At 61.3% G+C, this 24,261-nt stretch carries 30 protein-coding genes and 2 tRNA genes; 19 read left to right on the top strand and 13 right to left on the bottom strand.

Going from position 1 to position 24,261, the window contains the following annotated elements; genetic code table 11:
- Positions 1 to 73: 73 nt before the first annotated feature.
- A complete protein-coding gene (locus tag EKH81_RS14335) occupies positions 74 to 535 on the bottom strand; it encodes a MaoC/PaaZ C-terminal domain-containing protein (RefSeq protein WP_132060190.1) in 462 nt (153 codons plus the stop codon).
- 129 nt (positions 536 to 664) lie between these two features.
- Here EKH81_RS14335 and EKH81_RS14340 point away from each other — a divergent pair, with 129 nt between their 5' ends.
- From EKH81_RS14340 to EKH81_RS14355, 4 genes are all read left to right on the top strand, one after another.
- The gene (locus EKH81_RS14340; RefSeq protein ID WP_132060192.1) at positions 665 to 1,060 is read left to right on the top strand and encodes an OsmC family protein; all 396 of its coding nucleotides are present in this window, start codon (positions 665 to 667) and stop codon (positions 1,058 to 1,060) included.
- A gap of 175 nt (positions 1,061 to 1,235) precedes the next feature.
- Complete coding sequence (locus EKH81_RS14345) at positions 1,236 to 2,087, top strand: Rieske 2Fe-2S domain-containing protein (RefSeq protein WP_132060194.1); 852 nt, start codon at positions 1,236 to 1,238, stop codon at positions 2,085 to 2,087.
- 81 nt (positions 2,088 to 2,168) lie between these two features.
- Positions 2,169 to 2,624, top strand: coding sequence for a DUF5799 family protein (locus EKH81_RS14350; RefSeq protein ID WP_132060196.1), 456 nt, complete (start codon positions 2,169 to 2,171; stop codon positions 2,622 to 2,624).
- Entirely contained in the window at positions 2,624 to 3,229 is a 606-nt protein-coding gene (locus EKH81_RS14355; protein WP_132060198.1) for a protein sorting system archaetidylserine decarboxylase, read from the top strand. Before EKH81_RS14350 ends, EKH81_RS14355 begins: the two co-directional genes overlap by 1 nt.
- On the opposite strand, the gene EKH81_RS19415 is transcribed toward EKH81_RS14355, so the two are convergent.
- Positions 3,226 to 3,375: a DUF7557 family protein gene (locus EKH81_RS19415; RefSeq protein WP_202935153.1), complete on the bottom strand. Its 150-nt coding sequence runs from the start codon at positions 3,373 to 3,375 to the stop codon at positions 3,226 to 3,228. The genes EKH81_RS14355 and EKH81_RS19415 overlap by 4 nt on opposite strands.
- A 345-nt stretch (positions 3,376 to 3,720) precedes the next feature.
- On the bottom strand, positions 3,721 to 4,809 hold the full coding sequence (locus EKH81_RS14360) for a pyridoxal-phosphate-dependent aminotransferase family protein (RefSeq protein WP_132060200.1): 1,089 nt from the start codon (positions 4,807 to 4,809) through the stop codon (positions 3,721 to 3,723).
- 222 nt (positions 4,810 to 5,031) lie between these two features.
- On the opposite strand from EKH81_RS14360, the gene EKH81_RS14365 reads away from it, so the two are divergent.
- Together EKH81_RS14365 and EKH81_RS14370 are read left to right on the top strand one after the other, a co-directional pair.
- Positions 5,032 to 5,784, top strand: a complete 753-nt coding sequence (locus tag EKH81_RS14365) for a rhodanese-like domain-containing protein (RefSeq protein WP_202935154.1) — start codon at positions 5,032 to 5,034, stop codon at positions 5,782 to 5,784.
- Between the two features lie 163 nt (positions 5,785 to 5,947).
- Positions 5,948 to 6,241 (top strand): PRC-barrel domain-containing protein, encoded by a 294-nt coding sequence (locus EKH81_RS14370; RefSeq protein WP_132060204.1) that lies wholly within the window; start codon positions 5,948 to 5,950, stop codon positions 6,239 to 6,241.
- A 19-nt stretch (positions 6,242 to 6,260) separates the two neighbouring features.
- Here the strand turns inward: EKH81_RS14370 and EKH81_RS14375 are convergent, their stop codons facing one another.
- A complete protein-coding gene (locus tag EKH81_RS14375; protein WP_132060206.1) occupies positions 6,261 to 7,709 on the bottom strand; it encodes a DHH family phosphoesterase in 1,449 nt (482 codons plus the stop codon).
- 231 nt (positions 7,710 to 7,940) lie between these two features.
- On the opposite strand from EKH81_RS14375, the gene EKH81_RS14380 reads away from it, so the two are divergent.
- Positions 7,941 to 8,014 (top strand) — tRNA-Lys (locus EKH81_RS14380).
- 283 nt (positions 8,015 to 8,297) lie between these two features.
- Here the strand turns inward: EKH81_RS14380 and EKH81_RS14385 are convergent.
- Together EKH81_RS14385 and guaB are read right to left on the bottom strand one after the other, a co-directional pair.
- Complete coding sequence (locus EKH81_RS14385; protein ID WP_132060208.1) at positions 8,298 to 8,750, bottom strand: AAA family ATPase; 453 nt, start codon at positions 8,748 to 8,750, stop codon at positions 8,298 to 8,300.
- A gap of 6 nt (positions 8,751 to 8,756) precedes the next feature.
- The gene (gene guaB, locus EKH81_RS14390; protein ID WP_132060210.1) at positions 8,757 to 10,250 is read right to left on the bottom strand and encodes an IMP dehydrogenase; all 1,494 of its coding nucleotides are present in this window, start codon (positions 10,248 to 10,250) and stop codon (positions 8,757 to 8,759) included.
- A gap of 274 nt (positions 10,251 to 10,524) precedes the next feature.
- Here guaB and EKH81_RS14395 point away from each other — a divergent pair, with 274 nt between their 5' ends.
- From EKH81_RS14395 to EKH81_RS14440, 10 genes are all read left to right on the top strand, one after another.
- On the top strand, positions 10,525 to 10,731 hold the full coding sequence (locus tag EKH81_RS14395) for a DUF8099 family protein (protein ID WP_132060212.1): 207 nt from the start codon (positions 10,525 to 10,527) through the stop codon (positions 10,729 to 10,731).
- Positions 10,732 to 10,737: 6 nt separating this feature from the next.
- Entirely contained in the window at positions 10,738 to 11,709 is a 972-nt protein-coding gene (locus tag EKH81_RS14400) for a DUF5794 domain-containing protein (protein ID WP_132060214.1), read from the top strand.
- Positions 11,710 to 11,878: 169 nt separating this feature from the next.
- Positions 11,879 to 12,106 (top strand): DUF5795 family protein, encoded by a 228-nt coding sequence (locus EKH81_RS14405; protein ID WP_132060216.1) that lies wholly within the window; start codon positions 11,879 to 11,881, stop codon positions 12,104 to 12,106.
- A 46-nt stretch (positions 12,107 to 12,152) separates the two neighbouring features.
- Positions 12,153 to 12,333: transfer RNA gene (locus tag EKH81_RS14410), tRNA-Trp, on the top strand.
- Between the two features lie 90 nt (positions 12,334 to 12,423).
- Positions 12,424 to 12,696: a DUF7563 family protein gene (locus tag EKH81_RS14415; protein WP_202935155.1), complete on the top strand. Its 273-nt coding sequence runs from the start codon at positions 12,424 to 12,426 to the stop codon at positions 12,694 to 12,696.
- The gene (locus tag EKH81_RS14420) at positions 12,693 to 13,070 is read left to right on the top strand and encodes a hypothetical protein (protein WP_132060218.1); all 378 of its coding nucleotides are present in this window, start codon (positions 12,693 to 12,695) and stop codon (positions 13,068 to 13,070) included. Before EKH81_RS14415 ends, EKH81_RS14420 begins: the two co-directional genes overlap by 4 nt.
- Before the next feature lie 176 nt (positions 13,071 to 13,246).
- Positions 13,247 to 13,924: a hypothetical protein gene (locus EKH81_RS14425; RefSeq protein ID WP_132060220.1), complete on the top strand. Its 678-nt coding sequence runs from the start codon at positions 13,247 to 13,249 to the stop codon at positions 13,922 to 13,924.
- A complete protein-coding gene (locus EKH81_RS14430; RefSeq protein WP_132060222.1) occupies positions 13,921 to 14,412 on the top strand; it encodes a PD-(D/E)XK family putative nuclease in 492 nt (163 codons plus the stop codon). Before EKH81_RS14425 ends, EKH81_RS14430 begins: the two co-directional genes overlap by 4 nt.
- The gene (locus tag EKH81_RS14435) at positions 14,409 to 14,903 is read left to right on the top strand and encodes a hypothetical protein (RefSeq protein ID WP_132060224.1); all 495 of its coding nucleotides are present in this window, start codon (positions 14,409 to 14,411) and stop codon (positions 14,901 to 14,903) included. Before EKH81_RS14430 ends, EKH81_RS14435 begins: the two co-directional genes overlap by 4 nt.
- Positions 14,900 to 16,531 carry a DUF7845 domain-containing protein gene (locus EKH81_RS14440; RefSeq protein WP_132060226.1) on the top strand — a complete coding sequence of 544 codons (1,632 nt, stop codon included), beginning with the start codon at positions 14,900 to 14,902 and terminating at the stop codon, positions 16,529 to 16,531. Before EKH81_RS14435 ends, EKH81_RS14440 begins: the two co-directional genes overlap by 4 nt.
- 529 nt (positions 16,532 to 17,060) lie before the next feature.
- Here the strand turns inward: EKH81_RS14440 and EKH81_RS14445 are convergent.
- On the bottom strand, positions 17,061 to 17,471 hold the full coding sequence (locus EKH81_RS14445) for a DUF7983 family protein (RefSeq protein ID WP_132060228.1): 411 nt from the start codon (positions 17,469 to 17,471) through the stop codon (positions 17,061 to 17,063).
- Between the two features lie 201 nt (positions 17,472 to 17,672).
- Here EKH81_RS14445 and EKH81_RS14450 point away from each other — a divergent pair, with 201 nt between their 5' ends.
- The gene (locus EKH81_RS14450) at positions 17,673 to 17,984 is read left to right on the top strand and encodes a DUF7964 domain-containing protein (RefSeq protein ID WP_132060230.1); all 312 of its coding nucleotides are present in this window, start codon (positions 17,673 to 17,675) and stop codon (positions 17,982 to 17,984) included.
- A 132-nt stretch (positions 17,985 to 18,116) separates the two neighbouring features.
- Here EKH81_RS14450 and EKH81_RS14455 read toward each other — a convergent pair whose 3' ends face one another.
- The 3 genes from EKH81_RS14455 to EKH81_RS14465 all read right to left on the bottom strand — a co-directional run bounded on the left by EKH81_RS14455 (position 18,117) and on the right by EKH81_RS14465 (position 19,353).
- Entirely contained in the window at positions 18,117 to 18,653 is a 537-nt protein-coding gene (locus tag EKH81_RS14455) for a hypothetical protein (RefSeq protein ID WP_132060232.1), read from the bottom strand.
- Between the two features lie 105 nt (positions 18,654 to 18,758).
- Complete coding sequence (locus EKH81_RS14460; protein WP_132060234.1) at positions 18,759 to 19,100, bottom strand: hypothetical protein; 342 nt, start codon at positions 19,098 to 19,100, stop codon at positions 18,759 to 18,761.
- Complete coding sequence (locus tag EKH81_RS14465) at positions 19,090 to 19,353, bottom strand: hypothetical protein (RefSeq protein ID WP_132060236.1); 264 nt, start codon at positions 19,351 to 19,353, stop codon at positions 19,090 to 19,092. The genes EKH81_RS14460 and EKH81_RS14465 overlap by 11 nt, the downstream gene beginning before the upstream one ends.
- Before the next feature lie 246 nt (positions 19,354 to 19,599).
- On the opposite strand from EKH81_RS14465, the gene EKH81_RS14470 reads away from it, so the two are divergent.
- Complete coding sequence (locus EKH81_RS14470) at positions 19,600 to 19,845, top strand: helix-turn-helix domain-containing protein (RefSeq protein WP_202935156.1); 246 nt, start codon at positions 19,600 to 19,602, stop codon at positions 19,843 to 19,845.
- Between the two features lie 6 nt (positions 19,846 to 19,851).
- Here the strand turns inward: EKH81_RS14470 and EKH81_RS14475 are convergent, their stop codons facing one another.
- The 3 genes from EKH81_RS14475 to EKH81_RS14485 form a co-directional block, all read right to left on the bottom strand.
- Positions 19,852 to 20,517, bottom strand: coding sequence for an archaellin/type IV pilin N-terminal domain-containing protein (locus EKH81_RS14475; protein WP_162224638.1), 666 nt, complete (start codon positions 20,515 to 20,517; stop codon positions 19,852 to 19,854).
- A 148-nt stretch (positions 20,518 to 20,665) separates the two neighbouring features.
- The gene (locus EKH81_RS14480) at positions 20,666 to 20,974 is read right to left on the bottom strand and encodes a hypothetical protein (protein ID WP_132060240.1); all 309 of its coding nucleotides are present in this window, start codon (positions 20,972 to 20,974) and stop codon (positions 20,666 to 20,668) included.
- 3 nt (positions 20,975 to 20,977) lie between these two features.
- Positions 20,978 to 24,127 (bottom strand): hypothetical protein, encoded by a 3,150-nt coding sequence (locus EKH81_RS14485; RefSeq protein ID WP_238392197.1) that lies wholly within the window; start codon positions 24,125 to 24,127, stop codon positions 20,978 to 20,980.
- Between the last annotated feature and the right edge of the window lie 134 nt (positions 24,128 to 24,261).

Consider the following 24,261-nt stretch of genomic DNA (forward strand, 5'->3'; position numbering starts at 1 on the left):
TCTCCCCGGATATATTTGTATTATTACCAATATCAAAAATGATAACGAAATCGGCGGAGAGGGATTCGTTGTCTCAGTCCTCCTTCTTAATCAGGAACTTCATGTCGCCTTCAAAAACGACCGTGTCCTCCTGGTTCGTCATCGTGGTGTCGATAACCACGAGTCCGGCGTCGTCCCGACTGCTGAGTTCTTTCGTCTCGACGACCTCCATGTCGAGCGAAATCGTGTCGTCCATGTAGACGGGGTTCGGGATGTCCATGTAGTTCATCCCGAGGAACGCGAGGACGGTGCGCTCGAGGAAACCACACCGGTAGACGAACCCGGTGGCGAGAGTGAACGTCATCGGGCCGTGGGCGACGCGCTCGCCGAAGTATTCCTCCTCGGCGTACTCCTTGTTGGTGTGGAGTTCGGTCCAGTCGCCCGCGAACGCGGAGTGCTGGACGAAGTCGTACTCGGTCACGGTGCGGCCGACGCTCTCGAACGTCTGGCCTTCCTCGAAATCTTCGAAGTGGTGGGGGGTGTAGCTGTACGGCATGTCTCTCCGTTCCACCAGGCGGAATAAAATTCTATGGTCTCGGTCGCGGACGCGACCCCCGACGCCGTTCGTGGCTCTTCCTACTCAATGAGCAATACTTAGGGGCGTGGCGAGTGTTGATTCGGACGCATGTCGAAGAACGTCATCACCATCTCAGAGGAGGGGTACTCGGCGACGAACGAGATTCGGGACTTCGAGGTAGACATCGACGCGACCGGCGAGGAAGCGCCCGATACGCTCGAAAGTCTGCTCGCGGCGTACGGGTCGTGCTACGTCCCCGCGCTCCGCGTCGGCGGCGAGCAGCGCGACGTGGGCGACCTCGGCCGCATCGAAATCGACGTGGAGGGAGACCTCAACGACGACGACAAACTCGATGCGGTCTCCTTTACGGTCAAAACCGAGGCCGAGATGGACGACGAACAGGCCGAGAAGGTCGTCGAGCGCGCCGACCAACTCTGTAAGGTTCACGACGCGCTGAAGGACTCGCTCAAGGCCGACGTGAAAGTCGAGAGCGGCGCGTTCTGAACCGGCGCCGTCCGTCGGTTTTTGGGAAATAGTGTCGAACAGCGACGCGATTCGCATCGGACGGACGACCCCGATAATATCTTCCTTCTAACAATTAAGCGTTCGGGTCGTTCTCAGCTACTGTATATGTAATCCCAAATATACAAAATCTCTAACTGAATTGGTAGCCACCTCCATGGACGAAGACAAGTATCCATCCGAGAGCGGGCGGCGTCGATTCGTGAAGGGAGTCGTCGGAAGCGCGACGCTCACCGGTGCCGGTACCGCTGCTACGGCCGCCTTGAATACGGCCACCTACGAAGTCGGTGGCACTGGCGGGCTGACCGACTACGTCGGCATCGAGAACACTGCTGGTCCCGCTCCGCGAGGGATGCCCATCGTGCCGCTCACTGTCGACGACGAGGGGTATCTGAAAGGCATCTGGCCCGAGACGAAGGAAGAAGTGCGCGAAGACGGCAGTACGATTGTCGTGACCGAACAACAGATGGGCGAAGTGACCTACACCGGCCGGTGGTTCCAGTACTGCGGCGCACAGACGGCACAGGGTCTCCGACCGGAAGCGGACCAGGACAACTTCCTGCGGTCCAGCCCCGGCATGTACGACTGGCAGGACGAACTCGACCCGGGAGAGAAGCTCCACGTAGACGACTTTTCGGACTACGAGACGTGGACCAACGACATCGGGTCTCGCGGCGCTGGTAAGCCCGCACAGACGACGTGGCGCTCGCAGTCGGACGGCGACGAGGACGTCCAAGAGCTCCCGGTACAGGTACTCCGGTCGCCGAAGGTGTCGAACCTCCCCGAAGCGAGTACCACCCCCGCCTTCCTCCGGGAAGCGACCGAGTCGGACTTCGTCGCTTGGCTCGACAAATGTACGCACTTTTGCTGTACGCCCGGGTTCAATTCGTCTCGGGACGCCTCGAAGTTCGGCGCCGAAGACGCAGTGTACTGTCAGTGCCACCAGTCGGTGTACGACGTGTTTTCGCCGGTGGAGCTGTCGTTCCCCGCCTTCCCGCGCTCTGAGTAGTCCGGACCGAGGACACGACCGCCCGGCGTCTCGCATCTCGCAGGAAAACCCTCATGCACCCCCGAATCCAAGAGTCCGGACATGTCCAACAGAGGCTGGCAGGACGTAATCGTGGGCGACCGGATGACGGTAGACCAGCAGTTCGCCCAGCGGGTCTCCGACTCGGAGTTCTCCCGGCAGGAGTGGGGTCTCATCATGACCGCGGTCGAGTTCGAAATCGAGAACCCCGACGACGAGGAGCGCGCGCGAATCGTCGCGGAGACCTCGAAAATCGAGCAGGTGATGCCCGAACTCGACAACATCCGGGACCAGATGGGCGCGATAGGCGCGGGCGGCGGAGGTGGCCCGTCGAAGGGGGGCGGCGGCATCTTCGACTCCGTCAAGGACGCGCTCGGACTCGGCGGCGGCGCGGGCGGCGCGGACGACGAGCGCCTCCGGGCGGCCGAGCGACTCACACAGGAGTACGCCGACGAACTCCAACAGCACCTCGAATCGAGCGGCAAGTGGGAGCAGGTCCGCCGGACGGCCAGCGAGTAATGGGTCGGTTTGCCCCCGGCGCGTGGCGGTACGCCGCCCTCGCGCTCGCGCTCGCAGTTGCGTCGGCAGTCTCCTCACGGATTCGAAACGCCGTCGCGCTCGCGTTCGTCGCGCTCGCGGGCGGTGCGCTCCACTTCCACCGCGACCCCGACCGCACACCGCCCGAATCCGGCGTCGTCGCGCCCGCCGACGGCCGCGTGTCGGTCGTCCGCGAGGAGGGCGACCGCGTCCGAGTCGGCGTGTTCATGAACGTGACCGACGTGCACGTCAATCGCGCACCCCTCGGGGGTCGCGTCGAGGCGGTCGAACACGAACCCGGAAAGCACCGCCCGGCGTTCTCGAAGGAGTCGGACAACAACGAGAAGGTCCACGTCCGATTCGCGGACCACGAGGTGACGCTCATCGCGGGCGCGTTCGCCCGGCGCATCCACCCCTACGTCGAACCGGGCGACGAACTCGAACGCGGCGACCGACTCGGCCACATCTCGTTCGGGAGCCGGGCGGACGTTCTCCTACCCGAATCTATCGAGATGGACGACGTGGCGGTCGAGCGCGGCCAGACCGTCCGAGCGGGCGAGACGGTCGTCGCGCGCGCAGAAACTTAAATCTCGTCGCCGCCGTGGAACAGTGTGAGTTCCTCGGCTTCGTAGATGCTGATGAGTTCGTTGATGAGTTCGTCGTACGTCTCGTCCTCGGTCTGGAGGCTGTCGAGTCGCTCGACTGTTCGTTCATCGACTTCGATTTTGGGCATAGAACCGGAGTACTTCGTCTGAGTCCTTAAGCGCGTGGGGTGGTGGGAGAATAAATGGTCCGCGAGAAACTCTACGATAGTGGAGACGTTCGAAGCAGAACGTCTCGTCCAGTCGCTACGAACCGCAGTGGACGACAAAGCTAACAACAATCCGAAAGCCCCCGCCCGGTCGCGGTCGTCTGACCGACATATCCGAGGCTCTCAGCACCGCCCGCCGCGGATAGGGGTCGGTCAGACGACCTCACCCTTCGGGCGCGACCGGGCGGCCCCTTTCAGTCCCACCACCCACTTGGGTCGCCGAGCGAAGCCTTTCAAAACACGACCGTTACGAGAGGCCGCGGGAGGTCAGTTCAACACGGATTCGAGCGCGTCCATCGTGCGCTCGACGCGCTCGACTTGCGCGCCGTAGCCCATGTGCCCGACTCTGAGGAGGTCGTCCTCGAAGTCGCCGAGACTGGTGGCGACGACGACGCCGTGGTCGGCTTCGAGTCGGTCGCGAATCTCGGTCGCGCTCCCCTCGATTTCGAAGGCAGTCACGGTCGGCGACCGGAGGCCTTCGGGCGCGAACGGTTCGAGTCCGAGGTCGCGGCCGCGCTCGCGACACCGCTCGGCCGCGGCCTCGTGGCGGTCGTGGACCGATTCGAGGCCCTCGTCGAGGAGGCGGTCGAGCGAGGCTTCGAGCGCGTAGAGGTTCGACACGGCGTGGGTGTAGGGTAGGAACGCCGGGCCGTCGCCCGACAAATCGGGGTCGCGCCACGGTTCGAGGCTCGTGTAGAACGAGTCCTGTTCGGTCGCCTCGACCTTCTCCCACGCCCGGTCGCTGACCGAGAGCGTGGTGAGACCGGGCGGCGAACTGAAGCACTTCTGGGACGCCCCGAGGCACACGTCGATGTGTTCGACCGGAACCGCGGTTCCGCCGAGCGACGAGACCGCGTCCACGACGGTCAGTACGCCCGCGTCCTGCAGAATCTGTAGAACCTCCTCGAAGTCGTTGAGCACGCCGGTCGGCGTCTCGCAGTGGACCAGCGTGGCGGCCGCGAAGTCGCCATCCTCGACTGCGGCTTTGACCGCTTCAGGGTCGAATCCGGCGTCGAAATCGGTGGCGTGAATCGTGGGGTCCCCGCCGTGCATTTCCACGAAGTCGGCGAACCCCTCGCCGTAGATGCCGTTCGCGAGACACAGCACGTCGTCGCCGTCTTCGACCAGCGACGCGGCGCTGGCTTCGAGACCGAGGATGCCCTCGCCCGCGAGAATCACCGTCTCGTCGTCGGTGTCGTAGACGGTCGCGAGCTTGTCGAGGAGCGACCGGTAGTAGTCTGCGAACTCCGCTTCCACGTCGGGGTTCACGAGCGGGCGACCCATCGCCTCGCGCACGTCTGGCAGGAGTTCGGTCGGGCCGGGCGTCATCAGGAGTTCGTCGCGTTCTTCGACCATGCGAGTGCTTGCACCCTCGGCGTCCTAAAGATGGCCGAAACGGAAATCCGGACCTCGGGCGGACGACCCGAATCTCCACGAATAGTTCCACCGTTCCGAGAGACTGATTTCTGGCACCTGTCTGCGAAACGCAACATAATAAAATTAATGCCTCAGCGGTCGCTACCGCTACGAAAGATGAAACGCCGAACGTTCTTGGCGACCGGTGTGGCGTCCCTTTCGATGACCGCTGGCTGTCTCGGCGGCGTAGGCGGCGGGAACGGCGGCAGCGGAGATGGCGACGGGAGCGACCTCCCGACCCCCTCGGACGAGAACACCGACGGCTACCCGCCGGAGTTCGACGACGTCCCCGAGGAGCGCGACATCGACACCTCGTCGTTCGGCACCTCCGAACACGACGGCGTGGACGTGCCGTTAGCCCCGGTGGACGTCACCCACTACTGGTACAAGCGCGGCGAAGCCAGATTCGCCGACGCGCGCGGCGCGAAGCAGTACGAGGAGTCTCGCGTGTACGGCGCGGTCCTGAGTCCGTCGAGCGGCCGGGACGACGACCCCGTCGCGGACTGGCCGAAAGACGAGCGCATCGTCTGTTACTGTGGCTGTCCCCACCACCTGTCGGGAATTCGGGCGGCCGACCTCATCCAGAACGGCTACGAGGAGGTGTACGTCATCGACGAGGGCTTCTGGGAGTGGTTCGATTTGGGCTACCCGGTTCGGGGCAGCGACACGGAGGACCAGCCCGAAAACTGGGTCATCCGGGGCGAGACCGAACCCGCACACGCCACCGACGACGCGTGGGCGTTCCACGACCCGACCGACCAGACCGAGGCGACACGCATCGGCGACGACGGAAGCTACGAACTCCACCTCAAATTCCACGATGTCGGTCCCGACTCCACGATTCAGGTCGAGACGCCCGCGTACACGGTCGAAGGGAAACTCTCGGACCTGTCGGTCGGAACGGTACAGGGGTAGGCGTCGGCGCGGTCGCCGACCGCGCCGACGCCGCCGAGTCGATTGGTGAGTGACATGAGACTCCGGTGGGGATTGGTTTGCGGGTAGAAACTGTCCGCAGTCGGATTGGTTCGCGGTCGGGGTCTGCCAAAAGTTAAGACCCGTCCACACAATCGGTCCCTACATGGACGGAACTCCGCAGGAGATAACCACGCTAGTCGGCCGGGAGGTGTACTCCAACAACGGCGTCTTCGTCGGCGAAGTCGAGGACGTCCGCTTGAACGTCAGCGGGTGCGTCGTCTCCGGTCTCGCACTCGGCGAACTCAACCACGAACTGTTCTCGAACGTCATCGCCGGAGAGAACGGCGTTATCATCCCGTATCGGTGGGTGCGCGCGGTCGGCGACGTCGTGCTCATCAACGACATCATCGAGCGACTCCGCCAGCCCGAACCCGAAGAAGAGGAGGCGGCCGTCTGACGGTTCGGACCGAGATTTTCTAACTCCCGTTGCTCCCCTCGCCGTCCACGCCCATCGCGTCGAACAGCTTCCGCTTGACGGCTTCTTCGGTCAGCGACAGTAAGGTGTCGCGGTTGTCGTCGGTCGTCTCGATGCCGGTGAAGATGCCGAGCGGAATCTCGACGCTGGCCTGCGTGGAGTGGCCCGCGGCCTCGCCGATTTCGCTGAACGCGTCCTGGAGGACCTTGCCGATGTTCATCCGGATGTCCTTCGAGCGCGCCGCGAGGTAGATGGTGTCGTCGGCGATGCCGAAGACGGCGGTGGTGGTGATGCCCTCCAGATTCAGCAGGTGGGAGGCCGCCTGCGTGAGCGCGTCCCTGTCGCGGATGAACCCCGCGTTGCTCACGAGGTGGCTCCCCTGTACCTCGCGGTTCGTGATGGCCTCCGCGAGCACGTCGAGCGTCTCGGGCGACATCGACGGCGACTCGACCTGTTCGAGGGTGTCGTGGTTGGCGAAGGGGTAGAGAAACGCCGCCGCGGTCAGGTCGGCGGGGGTAGTGTCGCGTTTGAAGTCGAGGGTCTCCGCGCGGATACCGTACAGCAGCGCGGTCGCGACCTCTTCGGAGACGTTGAGGTCGAACTCTTGGATGTACTTCGTCAGAATCGTCGAGGTCGAACTCACGCTCGGGCGGATGTCCACGAACTCGGCCTCGTACTCCTCGTCGGGTTCGAAGTGGTCGATGAGGATGTCTACCGGCCGCCCGAACTTCGCCTCGGTCGCCTTCGCGTGGTCCACCAGCGCGATGGTCTCGTAGTCGCCGATGTCCACGTCGTCGTACGAGTGGAGTTCGATGCCGAGCAGATTCACGAACGCGCGGTTCTCCTGATGGCCGATGTCGCCGATGTAGAGGATGTCGGCCTCGACGCCGAGCGTGTCGGCGATGGCTTGGAGCGCGACTGCGCTCGCGATGGAATCGGGGTCGGGGTTGTCGTGGGTGACGATAGCGAGTCGGCCGTCGTTGTCCTCGATGACCTCCGAGAGCTGTTGGGCCTTGTACTCCAGTTCCCCGGTTTCGAGCGCGCGCAGGGCCGAATCCGAGATGACCGTCGAGGGGTTGATGACCACGTCCGCGCCGAGTTCGGTAAGTTCGTCCTCCGAGACGGGGTCGCTCGCGCGCACCACGATGAATTGGTCGCCGTCGTTCTCGCGGATGTTCTCGACCGCCTTCTTGTTGGCCTCCACGTCAGACGAGAGGATGAGGACGACTTCGTTGTCCGCGATGGACTCGTAGATGTCCTCCTCGCGGATGTCGGCGGTGCGAGCGTTCAGGTCTTGGTCGCGCAGGGCCTCGACGCGGTCCTCGTCGCGGTCGATGATGAGTACGTCCTTCCCCTGTTCGACGAGCTCCTCGGCGACCGCGTGCCCGACCGACCCACAGCCCAAGATGGCGTAGTCGGACATCGAGGAGATGGTAATCCCGGCGCTCATGATACTGTGGCGTTCCTTCGGACCACACTTAACAGTCCCGAACCGAGCGCCTGAGCCACCGCAACGCTGGTCTCGTGCGATTATTTCCACTCCGATTTCGCTCGCCGGAATCGAATCGGGACCCGCGCGGGTCCGCGTTTCCTCGCGGGGTTCGGTTCGAAATCGAAACGGGTAACAGTCCGAGAAAACGGAAACGTATTTACGTCCCACCGGGCAAATTCAGGATGCGTTGGGCCGGTAGCTCAGTTAGGCAGAGCGTCTGACTCTTAATCAGACGGTCGCGTGTTCAAATCGCGCCCGGCCCGTCAACCTTTTGCTGCACTCACGAACCACGAGCCTTCGGCTCGCGGTCGTTCGCTGGCAAAAGGTTGATCAAAAACACGGCGTCACCCCCTCCTTCGGAGATGTGGCGGCAGAGCCGCCACATCTCCTCAGTTGAGGGTTCCTTGGTCCGCTCGCTCCCTGCGGTCGCTCCCGGTGAATCGCTTCGCTTCGGGTTCTTCGAACCGCTCGCTTGCGAATGCTATCCAGAAGAAAAGTCGGGCTGGCGCGAACGCGATGGATTGGAAAGTGGTCGAGTTACGCCACTCAGTTATCGTCCAGCCACGTCTCGACGTATCGCTCCAGCGCGTCGGTCGCTTCCGTGGCCGACAGTCGCTCGGTGTCGAGCGTCAGGTCGGGATTTCGGGGCACGTCGAAGTTCGCGTGCATGGCGTGGACGCCGCGCTGTTCGATGGGATTCTCGCGCTCGCGGTTTCGCTTGAGACACGTCTCCAGACTCGCCGCGACCGAGACGAGGTGCGCGTCCGGAAGCGACCGAAATCGCTCTTGGGTGGCCCGCTCGAAGAACGTCCCGTCGAGAATCCAGTCGGCCTCGGGGTCGTCACGCACGCGCTCGAACAGCTGTCCGTAGGTGTTGCTCGAAAAGTCGTCGGAGTGAAGAATTTCGAAGTCGCGGCCCGCCGCGCGCAGGCGGTCGTGCAAGCGATTGGCGATGGTGGTCTTGCCGACGCCGGGCGGTCCGCAGACGACGAGTATCACGTCCGCTTATTCACCGGGGCTGTAGTTGGGCGCTTCGTCGGTAATCATCACGTCGTGGGGGTGGCTCTCCTGCTGGCCCGCCGAGGAGACCCGGACGAACTCGCTTCGCTCCTTGAACTCCGGAATCGTCGAACCGCCGACGTACCCCATTCCCGACTGCATCCCGCCGACGAGCTGGTGGAGTTCGCTTTCGAGACTCCCCTTGTAGGGCTTGGCGGCCTCGACGCCCTCCGGGACGTACTCCTCGTCGTCGTCGGGTTCGTCCTTGAGATAGCGGTCGCCGTCGCCCGACGCCATCGCGCCGACCGACCCCATGCCGCGGTACTGCTTGTACTTCTTGCCGTCGATGGTGATGATTCGACCCGGAGCCTCGTCCGTACCCGCGAAGTACGAACCGAGCATTACGGCGTCCGCGCCCGCCGCGATGGCCTTGATGGCGTCACCCGAGTATCGAATTCCGCCGTCGGCGATGACGGGCACGTCGTGGTCTGCGGCCACATCCGCGACCTCCGCGACCGCGGTAATCTGGGGCATCCCCGAACCGGAGACGACCCGGGTGGTGCAGATGGACCCCGGGCCGATGCCGACCTTCAGGCCGTCGGCGAAGTCCACGATGTCCTCGGCGGCCTCGCGCGTGCCGACGTTGCCGACTACCACGTCGGCCTCGACGGCCTCTTTGATTTCGCGCGCACCGTCGATGACGTTGAGGTTGTGCGCGTGCGCACAGTCGATAAATAGAACGTCCGCATCGGCCTCGTCCACCGCGACCGCGCGGTCGGTCTCGAAGGGACCGACCGCGACGCCGCATCGGAGGCGTCCCGTCTCGTCGCGGGCCGCGTTGCCGTACTCGCGGCGCTGGAGGATGCCCTGCATCGTGACGAGTCCGAGGAGGCGACTGTCGTCGTCCACGACCGGGACGCGCTCGATTTTGTGCTCGTACATGAGTTCAAGCGCCTCGCGCGCGGTCACGTCCTGCCCGGTAGTGATGACTTCGTCGGTCATCGCCTCCCGCACTTCGTCGGACTCGCCGACTTCGAGGTAGGGTCGGATGTCGGTGCCCGAGATGATGCCGAGAACTTTGTCGTCGTCGCTCACGACGGGCGCGCCCGAGACGCCCTCGCGCTCCATCATCTCGTCCACTTCGCGGACGGTCTGGTCGGGGTTCGCGGTCACCACGTCGCGGATGATGAGTTCGTCGGCGCGCTTGACGCGCTCGACTTCCGCGACCACTTCGTCTACGTCCATGTTCCGGTGGAGGACGCCGAGACCGCCGTGTCGAGCCATCGCGATTGCGAGTTCGCTTCGGGTCACGGTGTCCATCGCGGCCGAGAGGACCGGGACGTTGAGTTCGACGTTGGTCGAGACGCGGGTGCTCACGTCGGCCTCGTCGGGTTCGACGCGGCTCTCTTTGGGTCGCAGGAGCACGTCGTCGAACGTCAGCGCCTCAGGAACTCGGAGTTTCTCCGTGTACTGACCGCCGGGGGTAGAATCTCTCGCCATATAAGCCGAACAGCCCCGCCGCTCAAAAGTGTTGCGAGATACTGCCGGTTCGTCGGTCTCTGGCAGTGTCGTTGTGCATATGCGTGCATTTCACAGTGTGCCGTCCCTCTCTTCTCATCGTCTGCGCAGGAATACTCGTCAGACTCGAAACCGTGAAAATGAACTATCCGAAACGAACGAATTTCTATTTTCGAGCGCCGTAATCTACGATTCTAAACCGATTGGGGTTGTCTCTCACGCAACGTTTATGCTGGAAACGCGTTTGATTACGGGTATGGACTCTACCAGTCCCATCGCATCGCGTATCGCCGGTCGAACGAGCCTCGACTCCGGCACCTTCTTTAAACCGACATTCGCGATGGCGTTTTTCACACTGGTAGAGAACACGTTCGTGGGACGGCGGCCCGACGCCGAGGGCGGCCACCGGAGATACCGCGACCGTTACCACCGCTCGGCCGATGGTCACGGCCATCCCAGTTAGTGGGTCATGAGTAGTTCACAACACCCAGTCGCCCTTCGCTTGGAGCGGCAGGTCGGTGGCGCGACGAAGCTTCTCGCCACCGTGATGGCGCTCCCGCTGGTAGACGGCATCTTCCCCGCGCTCGTCCTCGCGGGCGCGCTCGACACTCCCCTGGAGATTCTCCAAGTCGGTCTGCTCGTCTTCGGCGGGAGCGCCACCGTCGCGGTCATCCTCGCCGAGATGGACGGCACGCCCCGCGAACAGGCCAGCATCGTGTTGGCGGTCGGCGTCGGAATCATCGCGCTCGCGGCGGTCGAAGCCGCGTTCGCGCCGACCATCGAGAGCATGCTCGACACCGAGACGTTCAAGCGATTCGCCGCTGTCGTCATGCTCGCGGTCGCCGCCAAAACCGCGAGTTCGCGCATCGGCGAGTACCTCCCGCGTCCGGCGGTCATCGTTGGTCTGGGGATGGTTGCCAGCTTCCAACCCGGCGGCTTCGAGTTAGCGATTGTCCCCGACTACGACCTCGTCCTGCGGGCGGTGGCGGCCGCCGGGACGGGCGTCGGCTTCGCGCTCGCAGTCGCACTGACCGCGCCGTGGCTTCGGGGCGTCGTGGACATCGACCGCTTCCGGTTCGGGAGTGCGGTCGCACTCGGCGTGCTCCCGCTCAGCATCCTCGAACTCGCGCCGGGTCGCGCCCCGCTCGCGGTTCTCGCGGTCACCAGCCTGCTGGCGTTCGACCCCGGCTCGGACCAGGACGCGGCCGATATCGAGGAGTCGGACGACGAAACGCCCGGCGACGAGACTCCCGACGACGGAATGCCCGGCGACGAGACGCCCGAAGTCGTCTCGGATGCACCGAGCGCTGACGGACCGGCCGCGAGAGTCCGGTCGTTCGTCACCGACGGGTCGGGCGACGAGGACACCGACGACTCCGAGACGGACGGTACGACCTACGGCTATCCCGGCGAGGACGACGCGCGCGAACCGTGGCTGTGACGGCTGGGTAGTCGAAACGGTCGAGAACTCCGCCCGGCCGCGGTCGCTCTGCGACCGCGGCCGGACGTGGTTTTTTTCACAGTCGTGGTGCATCTCGATTCGCAGCGAGCGACCCACCCGAACGTCGCGGACGGGAAGGCTTACCCGCTCGGAACGAGTGCGTTCGACCATGCCTGACAACCGCGTCGTACAGGGTCGGATGGTGACGCCGAAGGCGCTCGCCGAGATGATAGAGGACGAGCGCGTGATGGACGCCGAATCCATCACGGAAGTAGACCGCGAGTGCCCCGAGTGCGGCGGCGACGTGCTCGAAGTGGGGTACATGCCGAGCGTGACAGAGTTCGTCACCGGCTCGAAGTGCCAGGACTGCGACTGGGCCGACACCGACCGCGAGTGAAAAGAATCGAAACCCCTTTAGGGCGACTGGACCAACGAATCCCTGCGGGGTCGTGGCCAAGCCAGGGATGGCGACTGACTCCAGAGGCCACGCGCCCGGGACGAGACTCCAGCTGATATACCGAGCGGCCGACTGATCATCGGTTCGCTGTGACGACCCTCTGGAGTTCCGAGGCGCACGAGACCGGAGATATCAGTCGATCGGGGGTTCAAATCCCTCCGACCCCATTCTGCAAAAAAGTGTTGCGGAAGCTATTGCCTCTACTTACCAGAGGTTAGCGTTCGTTCACACACCCGCCAGTCGGGGGTGACCGTCTGATGGCGGTCCAACTCCCGGACGCCATCGGCGAACCCGACGAGTCGCGGTGTCTGTTCTGCGAGAATCCGGTTCCGAAGGACTTCAGACGCGTCTTCGGCGACGACGAGAACCACGCACACCGTTGCCGTTCCTGCGACACCTTCACGAGAATCAAGAAGGGAACTGCTGCGGGCCGCGAGGTCGCCAACACCGACCCGGTCGAGGACCCACAGAAACAGCATCACGTCTCCACGGACGCTGTTCTCGCCTCTGACGGGGGTGACCGGCAGTGACGCCCCCGCTCATTGACCATCGCGGGTTCGTCCTCGGCAGGGTCAACGTCATCGACGGCCTCGCCGTTCAATTCACCGCAGCCATCGCCGTGGTTGGCGTCGCGTTCGTTGCTCCCGATTTCGCGAACCACTGGGTGACGCTCATCCTCACGGCCGACCTGATTGCGCTGTGGGGCCTCTCACGCGCTCCGGAGCCGACCGCCGCGAATGACCCCGAGGGAACTTCGAACCGCGATGGCGAGCCGACTGGCGCCGCTGGTGCGACTGAGACAGATGACTCGGAACCGACGGTCATCCTCGAAGTTCCGAGCGATGTGAACGTCCGCGTTCGGAACTCCGAACGCGCTGATACGGGTCGGGAGGTCGAGCGATAGATGACGGGGACCGACCCCGCCGTTCGGTTCGTGACCGGCCGCGAACTCGCCGCGGTCGAAGCCGACGACGTTCTTCAGCCCGCCGATTTCTGGCTCGGAGGTGGTTCGGCGTGACATCGTGTGACGCCTCGTACCGCATCGGCCATCTATTCGCGGACTACGGCGTCGAGAGTGAGGTGCTCGCGACCTTTGGCTCGGTCGTTCGGGTGACCATCGAACCGCGCGAGAATCCGTACGTCGACCAGACGTTCCAGATGGACCTTATGGCGGAGACGCCGGACCTCAAACTTGATCTGGCGCTTCTCCATCCGAAGTGCACGGATAAAAGCCAGATGACGAGCATCTCGGGCGATCCCGACGACCACGAGAATCAGATTGGCCGTGCCCGCGAGATTGCTCAAGAGATTGCAACCGATTACGTTCTCGAGAACAAGCCTCGCGATGATCTGCGAAATCCGACGGTACTCAACGGCAAGATGTTCGGCCTGCCGATTCACTACGAGCGGGCGTTCGAGACCTCGTTCCGTGTCGAAACACCACCACGCGAGCGGACTCTCGGCGAAAAGACCGTCTCGCCGTACTTTTTCAGCGACCGCACACACGACTGGTGGCAAGCCACCAAAGGCTACCGTCACCACTGGCCGAAAGAACACCTCGCGAAAAACGCACTTCCTGCGGTCTACGTCCAGCATCTGGTGCGTTCATGGCTCGAAACGACGACGGATCACGACGGCGAGACGATTCCCGACAACAACGGGCCGCCGCCTCGGAAAGTCTCCGGCGAACAAGCTACACTCACTGACGATGGCCCGTTGGGCACGAAATCTGACGGCGACAGAGGTGAGTCGGCGTGAGCGACACCGCCAGCACGCCGAGTTCGAAACGCTCGGGCGAGTTGGTCGAAGCCGAGGTTGTAGAGCTGGTTCCCGAGCTGACGTACGTCAGCGACCGCGAGGCAGAGTGGCACGACGCTCGCGTTACCGCGCTTCTCGAACCATCCGAGGACATCACCTTCTGTTCGATAAATCTGCTCGCCACGGGTGTCCCGGTCGAAATCAAGGCCGCCCAGTTCCGGTTAGCAAGCGGGCGGTCCGGACGATTCTTCATCCGCCAGCGCCAGCACCAGCGCCTTCTCAACGCAAACGGTGCGTACCTGCTCGCCGTCTACGACCCGCGAGGCCACCACGTCCTCGCAATGGCGGTCATCCCAGCGTCGATTCTCGACGAAGTGCTTCCGGACGGATGGACCGAAGTCCACGGTGACCGCGCCGAAAGGGGCTACCGTCAGCTCGCGTGGTCGCGGGTACTCGATTCCGAGACCGTCGATGGAGGGTCGCGATGAATCCCGACGGTGCGCTTCCTGACTGGCAGCGGCGGCTCAAAGATCGTCACGGCGAGAATCCCGCGCGATTCCTTGACCACCGACTCGTCGAGTACGGCGCGGATCACACCGACCACACGCTGTCTCGGATGGTCAAAGACCGCGTTCGCGGTATCGACCGCATTGAAATCGTCCGGGTGTGGAAGGCTGTCGAGCGCCGTCTCGACCGTGGGCCTCGAAAACCAATTCTCGACCTGTTGGACGAACGCGAAGCGTTCCTCGAAGAACACGGCGAGCGTCCCCCGGACCTCCGTACCGAGTGGCCCCACGAACTTCCGGAGCGGTATCAGCCGACTGAGCGGGAGGTCCCGCCGAAAGAGTGCTTCATCGTCAAAGCCAACGGTGAGCGGGTTCCGTACGACGAGCGCCCGACGAAAGCCACAGTCGGGAGGTCTTTCGACAAGGAACGCTCTTCCACCGAGGTCGCCGCCGACGGGGGTGACCGCCGGTGAGCCACGTTGCGACCGCGCCGCACGAACTCGAAGGCAACCTCATCTTCGTCGAAAACGGCCTCCGTCCGTACTGGACACTCTCGAAGCTCGTCGTGGACTACCTCGACGGCGGCGGTCAGTTCGAAGACGTCGAGCTCGCTGGCGAACGGTGGGACGTTTCGGTCGGCTACCAGAAGGGAGGCATCGCGCCTCGCGACGAAGACAGCGCCACCGAGCGACTGTACGAGTGGCGCGTTGCCGCATACGGTGACGGCCAGCGGAAGGCGACGTACCTGATTCAACCTCGGTTCGTCGGAATGCAGCACCACGAGACCGGCGAACAAATCAGCAGTCCGTTTGACCATGTCGCTGCGGACGAAGGCGTGAACGTCCGCCTCGAAGGAAGCAGCAATCTCGAACCCGACGAGTCCAAGCAGTTGCTCCCTCGGATTCTCCAAACCGTCGCCAGCGAGCACGGGCTTCGGTTTTCGCCGGAGTACTTCTCTGGGACGCCCCACGAGATGAGCAACATCACGAAGTACGAGCGATATCTCCGGGTCCGTCGCGAGATGGCCCGCAAAGTCGTCGCCAACGACGGGACGTTCATGCGATTGATGCATCTACTCGCGACCGAGGAAGGGATCGAAGCCGAGTACCGAATCGACAATCAGGAAATTCTCGGCTACAACCACCGCGTTCGGCTCCCGAAATCCGCAACGAAGAAGCTCATTCCCGGCCATTCCTACGGGAAGCAGTTGAAACACTACCACCCGAAACACGTCCGGAAGAGCGACACCGAGGACCCGCTGTACCACCCGAAAATCGGCGCGCTGTTCACGCGGAAGTTGAACAGCGACAACAGCGTCCCGTGGAGCGAACGCCACGAACTTACGAAGGAACTCGAAGAGACGCTAATCAACGTCCTGACGTGGGACTCCGTCCCGGTTCAGCCCGGCTCACCGACGTTCGTCAGCGACGACCACTTCCACAATCGCGAGAGTGAGGTCACGATTGGTCGATACGACGACCCGACGCCACAGCTCGAGGCGAGTCAAGAGTCCGTCCTGGTCCGCACGATGACGAACCTCACCGACGCGGACTTGGACATGCTGGACGTGCTCGCCACCGACGGCGGCCGAGAGAACCACGTCACCGAACTCCTCGGGGACACCGACATCGAGAGCATGAGCACGATTTATCGGTGTCTCGACCGGATGGACGGCCTTCTCGAAAACCAGAACGGCAACGTGCGCTGGATCAGTGAGAAGATCAAACAGGAGGTTCGGGAGATCATCGAAATCGCCAGCGAACACGTCGAAACGGCCGCGACCGCCGCGGCTCGCGTGTTGGATATGGACCCCGAGCAATTGAAGGAGCAGGGGTCGGCGTTCCAGAGCTGGCTCAACCGCTACGCGGTTGACCTCCTGGAGGAAGACGGCGATCTCACCCTCAAAATCCAGGCGACCCTCTCACGGTTCCGTAGCGGGACAGACCCGTTCATTCCGAAAGTGCTCGAGTACGGTCAGATTGCCTGGCTTCAGTCCGGTCGTCGGAAGGGCCGCTTCGAGAACGCGACCGTGGAGTTCGCCGAGCCGCTGAACGGAAGTCGGTATTGGAAGGTAAAACGGGTGATGTCGGCGCTCGACTGAAGCCCGACTGATGAGTGGCAACACTATCGAACACCCCGACTACAAGCAATCTTTTCCGCTTTTTGCCCTCAGATAGTGGCATCTATTTTGGGTTTTGGGGCGCTGTGAGAAGTTCGTCGAGTATCGAGGGGACGAACTCGACTAGACGATTCCCGCCGCACGGGAGTATCCCCTTAGGGAGTGTGGCTAAGGCCACATGCGAGAAAAAGTACCCCCTACCGCCGTCAGAACAGCGGAAACAGCGGACAGGGCGGTGAAGTTCGGAGGTGGGTTTGTTGAGACCCACTACCGCGGACAGTACTAATGTGTGAGATACACAGGGTGTATACAGAAAGTCGTCACTGTTATTCTCATGCGAGCAGAGATGAAATCCTATTAGTTAGGGGTTTCCACAGACCTTTTGCTGAAATCGCTTGCTTGCTGGCAAAAGTCCGATCAAAGTCTGCGTAACTCCCTTAGGAGAGTTTCGCTCTCCCGTGCTCTCGCTCGCGATACCCGTGTAACTCCGGGGTTTCCTTGGCTTCCTCGCTCACTCGTCCCGGCGGTAATATGTGCTCTCCTCGCGATCGATGACCACCGATGGGTCAACGCCGGTTCCATCGACGGCGTCGACGAATTGCTTGGGGTAGATCCTCATTACCTCTGCCGGATCCGCGCCAGCGTCTTCGAGCATCTCCAAGGCGGCTGCATTGTCTGTCACGGTTCGCTGCTCGCGCTCCAGCCTTTGTACGCCAGCCACACGGTCTCCGACGTCCATCTCGTCATCTAATGCAGGCTCAATCACCTGCTTACGCGCTTCTTCAGCCACGTTCTCCAGACGTTTGAGCGCATTCCGCATCTTGGCAAGCGCTCGGGTATTGCTCGTGTCAATACCGTAATCAGCCACAGCTTCGGCGTGGCGGGCCGCGTCTTGGAGCGTCCCAGGTTCAGGGAGTACCATCGTATCTCGACTATTGGGGAAGATTCCGTGTATAGCTTTCTGTAATCTTGACCACTAAGTAGCCCGTCAACGAGGTGTCAGCTGAAGTTCTGATGACTACGCGCTATGTATCTAGCAAACGCGTTGAGATCCATCACTGCCTAAGGATTTCAACAAGGCCACGGAGGTAGATTTTTTCCTCGCGTACCCGAGTTATCCGATATGGCGATCGTCAATTCACTCCCCGCCCGCCCGCTGCTCCGGTCCGAAGTTGATTCGCTCGGCGAACACGACCGCGTCCGCGGAATCTATCCGATCTACGGCGAGCGTCCCGAACTTCGCGACGCTGCGATCGTCCTCGTCGTCGTGGTCGGCGGGGACGCGATCGGCCTCGGCTATCGGCCCGACGCCGAGACGTGGGAGCGCTTCGATACGCTCGACGTCGGCGACGACGGGACAAAAGGGATCCATTTCGACGACATGGATCGCGTGCAAGCGCTGCAAGACGAGATTATCGCCGAGATCGAATATTGAGGGATGCTCGAAATGCCCCTGGATGGGAAGGGAGAAAACGGCTGGCGGCAGAACGCTGCCATGCTTCGTGGTTGCCCGCATTGGCTGTTACTGAGTCACTGAATGTGTAGGGAGGTAGACGATGATCTTGTCTCAGGCCTCAGCCTCAGGCCACCTTACCGAGATCTTGAACTGGTCGATACCTTCAACTGCACCAGAATAGAGGAACCTCCGCAGGAGTCCTTTAGTAGCAAAGTCCACGAGATTTCTATCGGCCTCGACAACGATTTCCTGAACTTCGCTGAGGCGTTTGATTAACTCGTCATCATTGTCTGGGACGAATGCGTCCGGTTGTCGAGAAGCAATAGCTTCTCGTCGGAGATTTTCGAGTGAGGCCATAGCAGTAGGAAACTTATCTACTTCCTCTACAATCTGTGCATAGACTGTCGGGTTCCCGGCTTTAATCGCATCAATTGCATCGAGCCGAATCTCCCTCGTATACTGCTTTTGCCACCTCTCGTTCTCAACATCTCTGATTTCTCCTTCAATGCGGTGGTAGTTCTCCCTCAATTCGTGCTGGATTGCAGAAACTGCCTTTCGACGAGCACTCACGATTTCAACGCCTCTAATGGCCACCGCCCCTAACAAAGCAGATAGCACAGGCGGAACGAAAACCGTCCAACTAACCATGCAGACATCGAAATTCACTGGATACTCAAAGGTGACGATAAGACGCAATTTTGGATCAGAACAGAGTCGGGGGCTTCTCGGAAAAGCTGTCGTCAGAGGCGAGACTTACGCGTCGTCTCGCAGCTCTACTTCTACCTGATCTTCCTCACTCAACTCACCCCAGTTTGCACCCGTGTCCCACGGATTCCAACCGTACAACTTAGTCACCTCGTCGATTCGCTCTTCCAGTTCTTTCAGATAGGATCGAGCCGTCCCGAGGTCGTGTCGATTTGGTGTCTCACCATTCTCCAGTGCTCGCGTGATCTTCGCAGTGCGGTCAACGAACTGGGCGATGTCGCTCTGTTGGGACTCCGCCGGTGGGCGTAGCCGGTCGGCGAGTCGATTGCGGGCCAACTGCTTCGCTATCACTGGATTGATTTCACCGCCGTCCTTCTCGCTACTCGCCATCGCCGACCTCCGTGGTCGCAAGTTCCTCGCGAGCGAGGTCGCACTTCCGAGTCCAGACGCTCGCCTCGGCGACGGAGATGCCGGGGACAAGCGTCCAGTCGATAGCCTCGGCCGCAGAGATGTGGTCCTTGAGGTCGAGGAGAGTACGCGTCTGCGGGTCGAGTTCGATGATACTGTCGGGGTCTCGCAGAAGTCCTGAGGAGCCGCACTTTGCGGCCGTTGCCGGGGTGGTCGGCTTGTCGGAGGTCGTCACGCCTGACCACTCCTCTGGGAGTCTGCGGTTCTCGGGTCGATACTTTCTTGCGATTGGGTCTCGGTAGTTTCCATTGCTTCGTTCACCTCGGACGAAGCGCGGGCGGCGGTGCAACGCCGTCCGGTTTTGCTCCGGCATTCCGCGCTTCTCGCTCGATAGTACAGATAGACACCACTTATTCTTAACGGTACGTTAAACTAATCAGTACTACTATTCGTATTGGCGAGCGATAGTGGTTGTAACTAAGTGCATAGCGACAAAATGAGTCATCAACAAATGCCGGTTAAGATCGACGACGTGATGGAGCGAATCCTCGATATCTTTGAGGAAACGGATGGGTACGCAACGACCGGCTATTTGGTTGATGAAGCAGATTCAACTCGACCAACCGTGACGAAGCGACTTGACCGTCTCTATGCGGCCGACTATATTGAATACGTTCACGAGCCGACGGCCTTCTGGCAACTGAAAAAAGACCCACGATCTCCCTAATTTTGCCTACTGCCCTACAAGAGAATCGAAGAAATATGCGGGACCTGCAATTATAAGAGTAAATATCGAATGATAGATGGCAAGCCCGGCTAAGTAGCCAAGTTCCTTGCCGGGATTCTCAGGAATCAGAAGATTACCAGTTGACCAAGTAACGGCCACTGTGACAAGAACAAAAAAGACCGAAACATAGGGGGCGGTTCGAACAATGGTTTGCAATCTTGAGTTTCCGTTGTACCCTGTCAGCCGATCTGATTCGAATAGGAATCCAATGTATGCTATTGCACCTAAGTGCATCGCAATGGGTTGAATAAGTTCTCCAGATTCTTTTGGATACTCTTCAGCCATTAATGAGAGGACTGTAAGTGAAATCCCGAAAAATCCCATAAAGAGGCCTAAATATCCTAATTTTCGGAAGAACGGAACTTCTTTTTTCGACCCCATAATTTGTAGAACTATTAGGGAAATTTTCTTCATAGCGATACTAATTGTAATTAGAAATAGGATTAGACTTCCTCCAACCCCGATTTGACCGTTCGGAGTAGCGGGAAACTGAGATAAGTAGGTTGCGAGTGCACCAAAGACGCTGATTACAGTTAGAAGCCTGTAGTTTTCGGTGATGAAAAATTCAATCGTAGGAGCCACATTAGAAGCTTTGTTCTTTTCCTCGTCCACAGGCCGAGATTTGGTTATCTTGTGCGAATTTTGGTTTGGTCGATTTCTATTCAGCCTTTTCGCCATCTCTGATTTAGTGGTACTTATCCAAACAGATAACTATTCTGTATGGATTTTTTGGAGAAGAGAAATACGAAGTAGTACGTCGTTACCAAAGCACGGCTATTAATTCAGCTATCCATCTACTCCAGTCGATCTCCCCGACTCGCCGAACAAGTTCTTCGGTTCGCTGAATGTTCACGCCCTCGATGACCCCAAGGACCAGAAGCGCGGCCAACACAAGTGCCACGATCTTCACGTCGTGCGTCACCGTCGAACCCACGTGAACCACTCGCTGGCCCGTGCTGGCCGCCTTGTGCGAGTACAGCGCCACCGCGAAGAGAAGCGCCAGCACTCCCGCGCTGACGCCTTGGAGGCCGAACATCTGGACCGCCTGACGCACTATCTCGGCGAGCATAGGTCAGTCACTGCTCCCTCCGACCTCGAAGTCCACCTGCGTCTCTGGTGTACTGGCCTTCTCTTTCCGCGCTTGCCACCACGAGACTACCGTGTACCCCACGATACCGATTCCGGCGAGTCCCGCCAGCGGGATTATCTCTTCGAGACCCGCACCTATCGCGTTCGAAACCACGCCCGGTCGAAGCACTTCGAGGCTGAACAGTCCCGTTGCGCCGCCTATCGAGGCGACGATAATCCACCGTCGCCGACCCGACAGCGCCGAGCGCCCTGTCGCGCCTATAAGCACGACTACGAGTGCCGCCCAGCCCGCGACGACACCGAACTCTTGGAGCGTCGTATCCGGACCACTCGTCTGCCAACTCCCGCCGCCTCCGTCGGCGGACGACCCGTCCCCGTCTCCGCCACCGGCATCCTCCCCGCCGGGCTTCTGAATCACGAGCGTCTCTTCGCTATCGTCGTCCACGAGCGCTACGTACGAGTCGCCGGTCTCCTGCTTGTCCACGTATCTCGTCCGCGAGAGACTGTACAGGCCGTAGGTCGTTCCGCCCGATGCCGAGTACCATCGATACGTCACGTCCGCCCCAACGTCGTCTCTACCGGGTCCGATTTCGAGCTCCGGGTCGTCGGGGTCCACGACGTGAATGCCCACATCGCCGCTATCGAGTCCGACTTCCATCGGGATTGTCGTCACGCGGGCGGTTCCGCCGGGAACGGCGTCGGGGAGGTAGATATCCTGCGAGCCGTCAGAATCGAGGACCGTTTCTTCGTCGGCGTCCCACGACTCGTCGTACGTGTAGTGAACGCGGTCGCCACGGTAGGTGTCACCGACTTCAAGGTGGAAGCCCTGTTCGATGTCGTCAACGCGGAATCCGGCGTCGAGCGTCGGGTCGCTTGGCTCCGTTGGGTCCGTAATCTCGATTTCGCCGTTCTTGACCTGTACTTTGTAGCCCGCCGTCCGGACTGCCAGTTCGTCGCCCGCCTCGAAGCCCGGATCACCGTCGGTGTCCTCGGGATGAACGGTGAGAGTCGTGCCGTTCTCCAATTCGTAGTCGTCGCTTTCGAGTTCGGTCCACTCACCGCCGTTCACCGAGGTCTCGACGTGCCGGATGTCGTGGACGGTCCGCGAGAACGGAATCGTCACCGTCGCGTCCTCTCGGTCGCCCGCGAAGGTGTGGTTCACCTCGTAGGACTCTTCCCAGCCGTTCGCCACGTACTCCGTGGACTCTTGGACCTGTGCGGAGTGACTGTAGTCGAGATTCACCGCTGGCGTGGGTGCGTCGTCCGAAAGCGTTCCATCGCCGACAGAGACGTTGATTCGATTCTCGCCGTCCTGAATCCAGCTCGTGTTGGTCTCCAGTTCGGCGGTCTCGCCTTCGGCGAGCGCGCCAGTGTGATTCGTCCAGTGACCGTTTATCTCGATGGCGGGGTCACGGGTTTTGACGCGTTCTTGGAGTTGTATTTCAGCGTCCACCGTCGAACTGCCCGCGGTCGAGACCGTCGCGGAATCGTCGTCAGTCGAGAGGCCCACCGGTTCGCTGACGGTCTCGCCGTCCTCTAAGATTCCGTTATGACTGACTTCGTCTGTGCCGTCGCCGTCGAGGTCAAGTGCTGGATTCTCGGACGCCGCGCGGTCTGTCCTCGAAATCTCATAATCGAACGACCCGCCCGACGCCGACCAATCGAGCGATTCGGTGTCTGTCGAGAGGTCGAGGTCTCTTGTCACCGTCTCGCCGTCGCCCGGACTCCCGAACGATGCTGAGTCGCCGTCGTCGATCTCGACCGACACATCCGAGGACGTTCCATCTTCGAGCCAAATCGCCGGATAGCGCGAGGTATATTCATCCTCGTTTTTGGAATACGCCCACGCCTCCCCCGCGCCGTCTGTGGATTTGAGGACCGACCGTGCGAAACTCGACTGACTCGGGTCGATATGCACGACCTTGAACCCGAGGGTAACTTCGTCCGCGTCGCTCGACGGCGAATAGCTGTCGAGGTCTATCGTTTTGTTCCCTTGTCCCGAGTTGAACGTTGCATTGTCTGCGACTTTTTCGCCCTCGGCGATATCGCCATCCGGCGTTTCCTCGGCGATATAGACATCAACACCCATCTCCCAGTTATTCGAATCAACGAGTTGGAACGTTGTGCCGGTGATTGTTTTGGGCGGGTCCTTAACCATAACCTCGCCGCCCTGCTTCGTGCTGGGTTTGTCAGTCCACAGCCAATCCTGAATACCTTCGTCGTTTGACTGATAAGGCGTATCGGCCTGTGACGTTCGTCCGGTCACCGAGATTTCCGGGTCGCCGTCGCCGTCCTGCCCGGCCGGGTCGAGATTACCCTCAACGTCTAACCCTGTCGAATCGCCATCGGTCGCCGAACCCTCCTCGGTTTTCGCGTTCTCGAAGCCGTCACCTGTCAGTATGATCTCAGGGTCACCGTCTGGTCCAGTCGGGTCGAGATTCCCGTCTGGGTGAACGTCCAACTCGTCGCCGTCGCCGAGACCTGCCCCGGTGACGTTATCCCATTCTTCAACCGTTTTGCCGGTCACGTCTATCTGATAATCGCTGACCTCACTCGGCGAGCCGACATCCGCCACGAAACTCGACCCGTCCTGCGCGGTCGCGTCTATCGACACCTCGCCCTCGAACGTCACCGAGTTCGCGCTGAACTTCGGAATCTCGAACACCAAGAGACCGTTGCGCGCGTCCACCTGCGAAGTCCACGTCTCACCGTCCTCGTGTACACCATGGACGACCTCCGGCGTGTGCCCGACCGCTTCGCGAACCGCGTCAGCCGGAACCGCGACCTCCCGGCCCTCGTGGTTCGTCTCGTCTTGGAACACGAGCGCCGTGTCCCCGCTAGATCCGACCCGCGAACCGTTCACGTACTCCTCGGCGCGCTCGGGCGTCGTCACGACTACCTGAAGTGAACTCGCGTGGTCGGACGCCATCACCGACCCTTCGAGGTCGTCCTCGGTCAGCGAGCGGTTCTCACCGACTGGCAGGTCCTCGACGACGTTCGTGTCCGGTACGCCAACGAACCCATCCGGCGCGCTCTGAGCCGCGACGGTTCCGACCCCACCGACCATCGGCGACGCGACCAGTAGAAGAACGACGAAGATGGTCGCCGCGTTCGACGCGAGTGGACGATTCACGAAGCCACCTCCAGCGGATTTGAGGGGCGGGGGGTTGACTTTAGTTCCTTTACTACGCGCGCGCCTGTACTGCCAGTCCGCGTCGAGTTTTTCGATTCGCGCGAAATCGCCTCGAAAACCGTTTTCGAGGCCGT

This window comes from Halorussus amylolyticus (assembly GCF_004143485.2).
In the GTDB taxonomy this organism is placed as follows: Archaea; Halobacteriota; Halobacteria; order Halobacteriales; family Haladaptataceae; genus Halorussus; species Halorussus amylolyticus.